Source organism: Streptomyces termitum (assembly GCF_014650175.1).
GTDB classification, from domain to species: Bacteria; Actinomycetota; Actinomycetes; order Streptomycetales; family Streptomycetaceae; genus Streptomyces; species Streptomyces termitum.
The window spans coordinates 112182-124207 of the sequence record NZ_BMUL01000003.1; the positions used below are offsets into that span (position 1 = coordinate 112182).

8 protein-coding genes are annotated in these 12026 nt (G+C 73.9%); 5 read left to right on the top strand and 3 right to left on the bottom strand.

Going from position 1 to position 12026, the window contains the following annotated elements; translation table 11 throughout:
- Both IE219_RS06675 and IE219_RS06680 read right to left on the bottom strand, forming a co-directional pair.
- Window positions 1–804, bottom strand: coding sequence for an ABC transporter permease (locus IE219_RS06675; protein ID WP_189975624.1), 804 nt, complete (start codon window positions 802–804; stop codon window positions 1–3).
- Entirely contained in the window at window positions 801–1784 is a 984-nt protein-coding gene (locus tag IE219_RS06680) for an ATP-binding cassette domain-containing protein (RefSeq protein WP_229849630.1), read from the bottom strand. The genes IE219_RS06675 and IE219_RS06680 overlap by 4 nt, the downstream gene beginning before the upstream one ends.
- A 375-nt stretch (window positions 1785–2159) precedes the next feature.
- Here IE219_RS06680 and IE219_RS06685 point away from each other — a divergent pair, with 375 nt between their 5' ends.
- Window positions 2160–4415: an MMPL family transporter gene (locus IE219_RS06685; RefSeq protein ID WP_189975626.1), complete on the top strand. Its 2256-nt coding sequence runs from the start codon at window positions 2160–2162 to the stop codon at window positions 4413–4415.
- A gap of 81 nt (window positions 4416–4496) precedes the next feature.
- On the top strand, window positions 4497–5504 hold the full coding sequence (gene sbnB / locus IE219_RS06690; RefSeq protein WP_189975627.1) for a 2,3-diaminopropionate biosynthesis protein SbnB: 1008 nt from the start codon (window positions 4497–4499) through the stop codon (window positions 5502–5504).
- Between the two features lie 111 nt (window positions 5505–5615).
- Here the strand turns inward: sbnB and IE219_RS06695 are convergent, their stop codons facing one another.
- The gene (locus IE219_RS06695) at window positions 5616–7544 is read right to left on the bottom strand and encodes a serine hydrolase domain-containing protein (RefSeq protein WP_189975628.1); all 1929 of its coding nucleotides are present in this window, start codon (window positions 7542–7544) and stop codon (window positions 5616–5618) included.
- 176 nt (window positions 7545–7720) lie between these two features.
- Here IE219_RS06695 and IE219_RS06700 point away from each other — a divergent pair, with 176 nt between their 5' ends.
- The 3 genes from IE219_RS06700 to IE219_RS06710 all read left to right on the top strand — a co-directional run bounded on the left by IE219_RS06700 (window position 7721) and on the right by IE219_RS06710 (window position 11993).
- The gene (locus IE219_RS06700) at window positions 7721–8968 is read left to right on the top strand and encodes a sensor histidine kinase (RefSeq protein ID WP_189975629.1); all 1248 of its coding nucleotides are present in this window, start codon (window positions 7721–7723) and stop codon (window positions 8966–8968) included.
- Window positions 8953–9597, top strand: coding sequence for a LuxR C-terminal-related transcriptional regulator (locus IE219_RS06705; RefSeq protein WP_189975630.1), 645 nt, complete (start codon window positions 8953–8955; stop codon window positions 9595–9597). The genes IE219_RS06700 and IE219_RS06705 overlap by 16 nt, the downstream gene beginning before the upstream one ends.
- Window positions 9598–9803: 206 nt before the next feature.
- Complete coding sequence (locus IE219_RS06710) at window positions 9804–11993, top strand: DEAD/DEAH box helicase (protein ID WP_189975631.1); 2190 nt, start codon at window positions 9804–9806, stop codon at window positions 11991–11993.
- Window positions 11994–12026 lie beyond the last annotated feature (33 nt).

Below are 12026 nucleotides of genomic sequence, written 5' to 3' on the forward strand. Positions count from 1 at the left end.
CTATCGCGTTGCCGAAATGCGGTACACGCGCAGGCTGAGAGGTATGAGAACGGCGACGAGCAGACCGATGCTGAGCGCCGAGACGAGCACCGCGTTTTCCACCGGGAAACTGCCGGAGGCAGCCGGGCCGGTGTTTCCCCACAATTGCCGGCAGGCTTCGGAGACCGCGCTGACCGGATTCCACTCGGCGACGGTCCGCAGCCAGCCGGGAAGGCCGGTCAGCGGCATGAACGAGCTGGAGAGGAAGGAGAAGAGGACCAGGAGCAGGGCGGCCACGCCGCTGATCGCCTCCAGGTTCCGCATCACCATGCCCAGGAGCGCGCCGACCCAGAGCATCGCGTAGGCGAAGCCGAGCAGCAGCAGGAAGCCGGTGAGGTTCTCCAGGAAGGAGCCGTGCACCCGCCAGCCGACCGCCAGGCCGGTCACGGCCACCAGCAGGATGCTCAGCGCCGCCGCCGCGAGGTCCGCCAGCGTGTGGCTGACCAGGACGGTCGCCCGGCCCATCGGCAGCGAGCGGAACCGGTCGATCAGCCCCTTGCCCAGGTCGCCGGCGACCCCGATCGCGGTGATGCCGATGCAGGAGAGGCCGACCTGGGCGAAGACCCCGGCCATGATGTACTCGCGGTAGCTGCCGCCGGTGTTCTTCACCTCGACGACGGTCGCGAAGAGGTAGCCGAGGATCACCACCATCGCGACCGGCGTCAGGGCCACGCCGATGATCTTCTCCGGGGTGCGCCGCAGATGGCGCAGGTGCCGGCCGGTCAGGGCCGCGACGTCGCCGCCGTGTGCAAGCACCGAACTCATACGGAAGCCTCCGCCTTCGCCGCCTCGCGCGGGCCCGGCGCACCGGTGGCCTCGCCGGTCAGATGGAAGAACACGTCGTCGAGCGAGGGGCGCCGCAGCGCGAACTCCTCGACGGTGACGCCCGCGTAGTCGAGCGCCGTCGCGGCGGACGCCAGCGCGCCCATCCCGTCCGGCAGCTGCACGTGGACGGTCCGCTGCCGCTCGTCGAGCTGCGGCGGGGCGACCGCGAGCGGCGCGAGCACCGCGGCGGCCTGCGCGAGCGCGGAGCCGTCGGCGACGGCCACCTCCAGGCGCTCGCCGCCCACCTTCCGCTTCAGCTCGTCGGAGGTGCCCTCGGCGATCACCCGGCCCCGGTCCACGACCAGGATCCGGTCGGCGAGGAAGTCCGCCTCCTCCAGGTACTGGGTGGTCAGCAGGACGGTGACGCCCTGGTCGACCTGGTCCTGCACCATCCGCCACAGGGTCGCCCGGCTGGCCGGGTCGAGGCCGGTGGTCGGCTCGTCGAGGAAGAGGACCTCGGGCGCGGCGATCAGACTGACGGCCAGGTCGAGACGGCGGCGCATGCCGCCGGAGTACTCCTTGGCGGGCTTGTCGGCGGCGGCCTCCAGCTCGAACTGCGCGAGCAGTTCCGCCGCGCGGGCCGCGGACCCCCGGCGGCCGAGCCGCAGCAGCCGGCCGAGCAGGACGAGGTTCTCGCGGCCCGTCAGCAGCTCGTCGACGGCGGCGTACTGACCGGCGAGGCCGATCCTGCGGCGGACCTCGCGGCGCTGGCGCACGATGTCGAAGCCCGCGACGCGAGCCGTGCCGGCATCGGGTTCGAGCAGGGTGGCGAGCGTGCGGACGGTGGTGGTCTTGCCCGCTCCGTTGGGCCCGAGCAGGCCGAGCACGGTGCCCGCCTCGACCGACAGGTCCACGCCGTCGAGGGCGCGGTGGCCGCCGTACTGCTTCGTCAGTCCGGCCGCCTCGATCGCGGTGTTCACGGAATTCCCCCTTTCACGCATCGGTGAAATTGGTTGGCTGGTTATGGGCTGGGTAGGAACGGCGCGGAGTGGGTAAATGGATGGCGGGTCGCCCGGCCGGTTTCTCCATTCGGCGGGCGCCGTATCGGCCACCTCCGTCGCACAACTCCCGACATAGAGGAACCTAACCGCCGACCTGGCCGGATCGCGCCGCTCCCGCTGGCCACAGGCTGCCGCTGCAACATGCTGCAAGGCCATGCGGAACGCCGTTGGCAGCATCCTGCATCGGCAGTTGCCTGACATAGGGAGAACGGCGGCCGAGGAGCCCCGGATATCTACAGTGAGAGCCGTCGCCCATCTAGGGTCCCCCACGCTGACGTCCCACTGGGAGAGGTAATGGCAAGGCAACGAAATCTGGCGGCTTCGCTGGGCGCCTGGAGCGCCCAGCACCGCAAGACCGCACTTTTCGGATGGCTTTTTGCCGTCATCGCGCTCACGGTCCTCGGCGGTATGGCGGGCCAGCAGAGCCTGACCGAGGCCGACTACGGCACGGGGGAGTCGGGCCGCGCGGCCCGCGTCCTCGTCGACGCCGGCATCAAGACCCCGGCACCCGAGATGGTCCTCGTCCACAGCGGCGAACTCACCGCCGAGGACCCGGCGTTCAAGAAGGCCGTCGCCGACGCGATCGCCGCCGTGGACGGCACCGGCCTCGCCCAGGGCATCGGCGACCCCTACAAGACCGGCGCGATCTCCGAGGACAAGCACGACGCCCTCGTCCAGTTCGCCGTCAAGGGCGACCCCGACACCGCCGCCGACCGCATCCAGCCCGTCGTCGACGCCCTCGCCAAGGCGGACGCGGCGCACACCGGCGTCACCTTCGGCCAGTACGGCGCCGCCAGCGGCCTCAAGGGCATCAACGACTCACTCGGCGAGGACTTCACCCGCGCCGAGTTCACCGCCGTCCCCGTCGCCCTCGGCATCCTGCTCGTCGTCTTCGGCGCGCTCCTCGCCGCCGTCCTCCCGCTGATCCTCGCGATCACCGCGTGCGTCGCCGCCATGGGCCTGCTCGCCCTCTCCAGCCAGCTCGTCCCGGTCGACGCCATGACCAACTCGGTGCTGCTCCTCATGGGCCTCGCCGTCGGCGTCGACTACTGCCTCTTCTACATCCGCCGCGAGCGCGAGGAGCGCGCCGCCGGCCGCGACAAGGACAGCGCGCTGCGCATCGCCGCCGCCACCTCCGGCCGCTCCGTCCTCATCTCCGGCCTGACCGTCGCCGTCGCCATGTCCGGCATGTTCCTCTCCGGCCTCACGGTCTTCGAGGGCTTCGCCATCGCCACCATCGAGGTCGTCCTCATCGCGGTCCTCGGCTCCATGACGGTGCTGCCCGCCGTGATGGCCATGCTCGGCGACCGCATCGACGCCGGCCGCATCCCCGGCCTGCGCCGCAAGCCCGTCGTCCGCGCCGTCGGCGACAAGCCCGGCCGGCTCCTCGGCGCGGTCCTCAAGGCCCCCGCCGTCTTCGCCGTCCTCGGCATCGCCTTCCTCCTCGCCCTCGCCGCCCCGGCCCTGTCCATGAAGACCGAGAAGCTCGGCTTCGACCAGCTGCTGCCCGCCGACAACGTCACCGCGAAGACCGCGCAGCGCATCGAGGAGGTCTTCCCCGGCGCCCCGGCCCCGGCCCAGATCGTCTTCAAGACCGACGACATCACCTCCGCCCGGGCCACCGGCGCCGTCGCCGCCTTCAAGGAGCGCGCCCTCGCCTCCGGCCACGTCAAGAACCCCGTCGAGGTCACCGTCCACGAGGACGAGGACATCGCGGTCATCAGCGCGCCGCTCGCCGGCGACGGCCGCAACGCCACCTCGGTCCGGGCCCTGGAGCAGCTGCGCGGCGACATCATCCCCGCCACCCTGAAGAAGGACCCCGCCGACCAGGCGCTCGTCGGCGGCGACCTCGCCTTCTCGACCGACTACAACGACCAGCTCAAGTCGTCGATCGTGCCGGTCTTCGCCTTCGTCATGGGCGTCAGCTTCCTGCTGATGCTGCTCTGCTTCCGCTCCCCGGTCATCGCGATCACCTCGATCGTCCTCAACCTGCTCTCCGTGGTCGCCGCCTACGGCGTCATGACCGCGGTCTTCCAGAAGGGCTGGGGCGACGAGCTGGTCGGCACCACGGCCGTCGGCGCCATCGAGTCCTGGATGCCGCTCTTCGTCTTCGTGGTCCTCTTCGGCCTGTCGATGGACTACCACGTCTTCGTGGTCTCCCGGATCCGCGAGGCCTACGACCAGGGCGTGGGCAACCGCGCCGCCGTCGCCCACGGCATCCGCTCCACCGCCGGGGTCGTCACCAGCGCCGGCCTGATCATGGTCGCCGTCTTCGCGGTCTTCGGCACCCTGTCCATGCAGGACTTCAAGCAGCTCGGCGTCGGCCTGGCCGTCGCCGTCCTCCTCGACGCCACCCTGGTCCGCGCCGTCCTGCTGCCCGCCGTGATGACCCTCCTCGGCCGCTCCAACTGGTGGCTGCCGTCCTGGCTGAAGTGGCTGCCCGAGCTGTCCCACGGCGAGGAGCCGGCGCCCGCCCCGAAGCACGCCGCGCCCGCCGCCACCGCCTCCCCCCGCACCACCCCGGCCGAGCACACCCTCGCCGGCCGCTGAACCCCCCACCGCGGGCCGTCGCCGACCACCGGCGGCGGCCCGCGCTCTTCCATCCGCTCACGATCCCAAGGATTTCTCTCCATGTACGAGTTCAGCGTCGTCGGCGGCAAGACCGCGCGGGAGATCATCTCGGCCTCCCGGCAGGACATCGTCGACGTCGTCCGCGACACCTACCTCGCCCACCACGCCGGCGACTCGGTGAACCCCGACAGCTACTTCCTGCGCTTCCCCGAGAAGCCCGACGCCCGCATCATCGCGCTCCCCGCGCACCTCGGCGGCGACGCCGACGTCTCCGGCATCAAGTGGATCAGCAGCTTCCCGGCCAACATCGAGCGCGGCATCCCGCGCGCCTCGGCCGCCCTCCTCCTCAACGACTACGAGACCGGCTACCCCTTCGCCTGCCTGGAGGCCTCGCAGATCAGCGCGGCCCGCACCGCGGCCTCCGCCGTCCTCGCCGCCGAGCAGCTCACCGGCGGCCGCACCGCCGCCCGGATGACCGTGGTCGGCGCGGGCATCATCGCCCGCAACATCCTGGAGTTCTTCCGCGCCCGCGACTGGGAGGTCGGCCAGGTCACCGTCCACGACAAGAGCGAGGAGTACGGCTCCGCCCTCGCCGCCCACGCGACGGACGCCCTCGGCTACCCGGCCGGCACCGAGTCCGACCTCACCGCCGCCCTCACCGGCGCCGACGTCGTCGTCCTCGCCACCACCGCCGCCGAGCCGTACATCACCGACCCCGGCGCCCTCGCCCCCGGCCAGGTCGTCCTCAACATCTCGCTGCGCGACATCGGCCCGGAGCTCATCGAGGGCGCGTACAACGTCCTCGACGACGTCGAGCACTGCATGAAGGCCAACACCTCCCCGCACCTCGCCGAGCAGAAGTACGGCGACCGGCACTTCGTCACCGGCACCCTCGCCCAGGTCGTCCGCGGCGAGGTCGCCGTCGGCGACGACAAGCCGGTCGTCTTCTCCCCCTTCGGCCTCGGCGTCCTCGACCTCGCCGTCGGCCTGCACGTCTTCCGCGCCGCCCGCGCCTCCGGCGACGCCGTCGAGATCGCGGACTTCTTCGGCGAGACCAGCCGCTGGTAGCCCGACCCCACCCGCCACGCACGACGGGGCCCGGGCAGGATCTCCTGCCCGGGCCCTCCCGCGTCCGACGAAGGAGCGACCGTGACCACCCCGCCGCGGCCCCGCCGCGCCTCAGCCCACCAGCCGGTACGAGGCGGCCACCCCGAGGAAGACCAGCGCCGCCAGGGTGCTGCACGTGTAGTGCACCCGGCCGGTCACCCGCCACCAGCGCCGCCGCCAGGAGAGGAAGGCGCACACCACCATGGCGCCGGTGGTCGCCAGCGCGATCCCGGTCAGCGCCGGGACCGCCTTCAGGAGCGGCGAATCGCCCACGATGATCGTCCGGTTGAGGGCGTTCGGGTCGGCGGCGAGCAGGACGAAGCAGACCGTCGCCGCGGTGATCAGCGCGCCCGAGGTCCACAGCAGCAGCTTGGCCGCCCGCGCCCCGGCCGGGGTGCCCGGCCGGCGCCGCCGCACCAGGAGCGCCACCGGCAGCACCAGCACCGTCAGGGCGAGGAAGCCCAGCGAGCCGACCAGCACCTGCTGGTGCAGCGTGGGCGAGAGGTACCAGGGCAGCCGCTCGTACGAGACGGAGGCGTCGGAGGCGATCGTCAGGCGCCCGTCGCGGAAGGCGATCCGGTCCTGCCCGCCACGCTCCTGGAAGAGCCCCGGGCTCAGCTGCACCCAGTGCCGCGCGCCGGCCTCCGGGTCGCGCGAGAGGCCCGTCGTGGTCAGCGTCGCGCCGTCGCCCGCGCTCACCCGCACCGAGCCGATCAGGGCGCTCACCCGGGTCAGCTCCGTGGAACTGGTGCGGGTGGAGCGGTACTCGCCCTCGTACGGGGCGACGTCGGCGAGCGAGACCGAGCGGCGCGCACCGGCCGCCGTCCCGAAGTGGTCGGCGAAGCGGTCCACGACCTCCTGCCCCGCGTAGGCGGCGGTGCCGTCCTCGCCGTCGCCGTTGTAGACCACGTACACCGCCGCGTCGCGGTCGGGCAGCAGCGCCAGGTTGCCGTGGAAGCCGGGCAGGTCGCCGTCCTTGACCAGCATCCGCTGCCCGTCGCGCACCCGCTCCTCCAGGATGTAGCCGAGCCCGGGAAGCCGGTCGTCGTTGCCGAACTGCCGCTTCGTCAGGGCCTCGACGGACCGCTCGGACAGCACCGGACCGCCGCCCGCCAGCAGGGCGCGCAGCAGCCGGCCCATGTCGGCGGCGGTGCTGACCGCACCCGCGCCGGTCGGCGACCAGTCGCCGTACTGCCCGTCCTGGACCCGCTGGCGCCCGCCCTCCGGCCGGTGGCCGCGGGCGAGACCGGCGGCGATCGCGGGGGCGTGCGGCTGCGCGAAGCTCGTCCGCGTCATGCCCAGCGGACGCAGCACCTCGCGGTCCAGATAGGTGGCGAACGGCTTGCCCGTCACCGTCTCGACCAGGTAACCGGCCAGCGCCACACCGTAGTTGTCGTAGCTGGCGACCTCGCCCGGCGGGCGCACCCGGCGCGGCTGGTGGGCGGCGAGGCTCTCGCCCAGCGGACGGACGTCCTCGGGCCGGGTGGCCGCGCGCCCGATGATGGTGTTGTCGAACCCGGCCGTGTGCGTGAGGAGATCGCGTACCGTCACGGGGTGCCCCGGATACGTGTCCCTCACCTTGAACGCCGTGAGATACCGGTTGACGTCGGACTCCAGGTCCAAGTGGCCCCGCTCGACCTGCTGGAGGACGGCGACGGCGGTGAACAGCTTGGCGTCCGAGGCGAGGAAGAAGCCGGTGCGGGCCGGGTCCACCGGCGTCCCCGAGGCGGCGTCGGCGACGCCGTACCCCCGGGTGAGGACCGGCCGGCCGCCCTCCACGACCACCACGGAGGCGCCGGGGATGCGGTGCTCGGCCAGCTGCCGGCGCACCAGCGAGTCGACGGCCCCGGCCAGTCCGGACGGCGCGGCCTGCGCGGTGACCCCGGCCACCGTCCGGGTCTCCGGCGCCGCCGCGGCGGGACCGGTGCCGGCCGCCAGGAGCAGCGGCACGCAGAGCGGGAGGAGCAGGTGCCTCAGTCGCGGTCGCAGTCGCTTCGTCATGGCTCCAGTCAACTCGCGGCGGGGCGAAGGACCCAGCCACCTCGGTGGCGTCCCGAGGGGGACCTAGGTACACCATCGCGGACGGGACGCACGTCCCCTGCGCACCGGCCCGCGAGCGACGAGACTCGGGGCATCGACACGGCAGGGAGCCGTACACCGAGGGGAATGGGACGACCGTGACCAACCTGAACATCCGCGAGGGTTTCCGCGCCGCCGGCAAGGGACTGCCCGTCCTCGGCCTCGCGATCGCCGAACTCGTCCTCTTCTGCCTGTTCGTGACGGCCGTCTCGCTCATCGGCATCGGCCTGGGCGTGTTCCTCGTCCCGGCCCTCGCCGTCGCCCTGCGCGCCACGGTCAACGCCTCCCGCCGGACCGCCGGGCGCTGGTCCGGCCGCGCGATCGAGCAGCCCTACCTCCCCGCCCCCGCCGCCGCGCCCGGCCTCAAGGGCCACTGGCAGCGCACCCACGGGATCCTCACCGACCCGGCGACCTGGCGCGACCTGGCCTGGACGCTGGTCAACCCGGTGGCCGGCGTGGTCGCCGCCCTGCTGCCCCTCGCCCTCGTCGTCGGCGGCATCGGCGGCATGCTGATGCCCGCGATCTACGGCCCCATCGCCGACGCCGGCAGCAACTACTACCTGTGGGTCCGGATCAGCGACCTCACCTCCGCCTGGTACTGCGCCGCCCTCGGCGTCCTCGTCCTCGCCGGCGGCCTCGCCACCGGCCCCGCCCTGCTCCGCCTCCACGCCTCGCTGGCCCGCACCCTGCTCGCCCCCAGCCGCACCGCCCAGCGGGTCCGCCGCCTCACCGACAGCCGCAGCGACGCCGTCAGCAGCTCCGCCGCCGAACTGCGCCGCATCGAGCGGGACCTGCACGACGGCGCGCAGGCCCGCCTGGTCGCGCTCGGCATGAACCTCGGCGTCGCCGAGCAGCTCCTGAACAAGGACCCGGAGGCCGTCCGCGCCATCCTGGCCGACACCCGCAAGGCGTCCGCCGCGGCCCTCACCGAACTGCGCGACCTGGTCCGCGGCATCCACCCGCCGGTGCTCGCCGACCGCGGCCTCGCCGACGCGGTGCGCGCCCTCGCCCTGGACAGCCCGCTCGACGTCACCGTCAACGCCGACCTGCCCGGCCGCCCCGAGGCGCCGGTGGAGTCCGCCATGTACTTCGCGGTCGCCGAGGCCCTCGCCAACGCCGCGAAGCACGCCGACCCGGACCGTGTCAGCATCGACCTCTGGTACGAGTCCGGCGCGCTGCGCGGGCAGGTCATCGACGACGGCCGGGGCGGCGCCGACCCCTCGCGCGGCACCGGGCTGCGCGGCATCGAGCGCCGGCTCGCCGCCTTCGACGGCCTCCTCGCGATCAACAGCAAGCCGGGCGGACCGACCACCCTCACCATGGAGCTGCCGTGCGCGTTGTCCTAGCCGAAGACCTCTTCCTGCTGCGGGACGGCCTCGTCCGCCTCCTGGAGTCGTACGACTTCGAGGTCGTGGCCGCCGTGGACACCGGGCCCACCCTGCTCCAGGCCCTGCTCGACCACCAGCCGGACGTCGCGGTCGTCGACGTCCGGCTCCCGCCGACCTTCACCGACGAGGGACTGCGGGCCGCCCTGGAGGCCCGCCGCCGGCTCCCCGGCCTGCCGGTCCTGGTCCTCTCCCAGTACGTCGAGCAGCTCTACGCCCGCGAACTCCTCGCCGACGGCAGCGGCGGCATCGGCTACCTCCTGAAGGACCGGGTCTTCGACCCCGACGGCTTCGTGGAGGCGGTCCGCCGGGTCGCGGCCGGCGGCACCGCGATGGACCCGGACGTCGTCGCCAAGCTCTTCGCCAAGGACCACCACCGCGACGGCCCGCTCTCCCGGCTCACCCCGCGCGAGCGCGAGGTCCTCGGCCTGATGGCGGAGGGCCGCTCGAACGCCGCGATCGCCCAGGAACTGGTCATCACCGAACGGGCCGTGATCAAGCACACGTCCAACATCTTCACCAAGCTCGACCTGCCCCCCTCGGAGGCCGACAACCGACGGGTCCTCGCGGTCCTCGCCTACCTCAAGTGAGCCGCCCCCCGGCCGGCGGCTCTTCGCGCGGTCCGTCGCCCCCGTGGAGGCGGTCCTGAACGAGGTGGCCGAGAACGACGCGGAAGCACGGGACGTCCCGGGGCCGAACGCCGCCCGGCGCCGAAACGGCCCGCCCGCCCCGCCCGTCCCGCCGGGGGTGTCGGCCCCCGGTGGGAGGATGCACCGGAGCGAGGGAAGGGGCCGGCATGGGACGCGCGGAGCGGGAGGCGATCGCCGGAGGAGCACGGCTGCACGAGGCGGCGCGGGCCGTCGTCGGCGACCACGGGCGGGCCGTGGACGCCGTACGGGCCGCGCTCGTGCCGCTCCACGAGGCCGCCGCCCGCGCCGAACTCGACGCGATGCCGCTCGCCCGCCTCCAGGACGTGACCGGCGGCCGGCTCCGGCTCACCGGCGTCGCCGAGAGCGGCCTCGACAGCGTCGGCCGGATCCTCGACGCGGGGGCGTACCGGCTGCGCCAGATCCCCGGCATCGGCCGGAGCACCGCCGATCAGGTGCTCGCCGCCGCCCGGCGGCTGGCCGAGGCCGTGGACGAGACCGTCGCCGTCCACCTCGACGTGGACCGGCCCGAACCCGGCACCACCGCCCTCGTCCGCGCCCTCCACGTCCTGGTCGGGGCGGGCCCCGAGGCCCGGCGGGCGGTGGACCGGGCCGCCGTCCTGACCGGCCGCCTCGGACCGCTCCTCGACGCGGCCGGACCGGCCGCCGGACGGTTCGGGATGCTGCTGGCCGGGCGCGAGCGGCGGGAGCGGGCGCTGGCCGCCGTCGCGGAGATCGGCGCGGAGGTGCGGGAGGCGACGGAGGCCGGACTGCCCGGCCTGTTCGCCCAGACCTCGGTGGACCTGCTGCGCGGCGGCCCCGACGAGGCCGCCGCCTGGGTCGACTTCGAGCTGCGCTCCGCCGAGTACTACGGCCTGCTCACCGAGGTCTCCGGCCGGGAGCCCGACGAGGCGGCGGCCGAGGGCTTCCTGCCGGAGGAGATCGCCGAACGGGTCCGCGTCCAGGGCCTCGACGACACCCACCGGAGGGTCGCGCTCCGCGGCTACCAGGCGTTCGGCGCCCGCTTCGCCCTCGCCCGCCGCAAGGTCGTCCTCGGCGACGAGATGGGGCTCGGCAAGACCGTCCAGGCCATCGCCGTCCTCGCCCACCTCGCCGCCGGGGGCCACCACCGCTTCCTGGTCGTCTGCCCGGCGAGCGTCCTCGTCAACTGGACCCGGGAGATCGAGGCCCGCAGCACCCTGCGCCCCGTCGTCCTGCACGGCCCCGCCCGGCGGCACGCCTTCGCCGACTGGCGGACCGGCGGCGGCGTCGGCGTCACCACCTACGAGGCGCTGCGCGGCTTCCCGGTGCCCGACGAGGAGGTCGCCCTCCTCGTCGTCGACGAGGCGCACTGCGTCAAGAACCCGAAGGCCCAGCGGTCCCAGGCGGTCGCCCGCTGGACCGGGCGCTGCGACCGGGTCCTCTTCATGACCGGCACCCCCATGGAGAACCGGGTCGAGGAGTTCCGCAGCCTCGTCGGCATGCTCGCCCCCGAACTGGCCGCCTCCCTCACCGGGGCGGACGCCCCGGCCGGCTCGGTCGCCTTCCGCAAGGCCGTCGCCCCCGTCTACCTGCGCCGCAACCAGGCGGACGTGCTCACCGAACTCCCCAGCCTCCAGCACACCGACGAGTGGGAGGAGCCGAGCGCCACCGACGAGGCGGCCTACCGCGAGGCCGTGCGCGCCGGCAGCTTCATGGCCATGCGCCGGGCCGCCTACGCCCGCCCCGAGGGCTCGGCCAAGCTGGGCCGGCTCCGCGAGATCGTCCGCGAGGCCGCCGAGAACGGGCAGAAGACGGTCGTCTTCTCCGCCTTCAACGAGGTGCTGGGGACGGTGGCCGGAGCCCTGGACGGCCTCCTCCCCGTCCACGGCCCGCTCGACGGGAGCGTCCCGCCCGCCCGCCGGCAGGCCCTGGTGGACGCCTTCACCGCCGCCCCCGGCCCGGCGGTGATCCTCGCCCAGGTCCACGCGGCGGGCACCGGCATCAACCTCCAGGCCGCCTCGGTCGTCGTCCTGTGCGAGCCGCAGACCAAGCCGACCGCCGAGCACCAGGCCGTGGCCCGCGCCCACCGCATGGGCCAGGTCCGGCCGGTGCGGGTGCACCGGCTGCTCTCCACCGGCGGCGTCGACGCGAGCCTGGTGCGGGCCCTGGAGGGCAAGACCCGCCTCTTCGACGACTACGCCCGCCGCAGCGCCGTCGCCGAGGCCACCCCGGACGCGGTGGACGTCTCCGACCCCGACCTCGCCCGCCGGATCGTCGAGGAGGAGCAGGCCCGCCTCGGCGGCGCGTCCCCCCGCGTCCCCCGCCCGTCCCCGGCCCGGCAGGAGACCGACGCCTGACGGACCCGCCCACCGGACCCGCCCGCCCGGCAC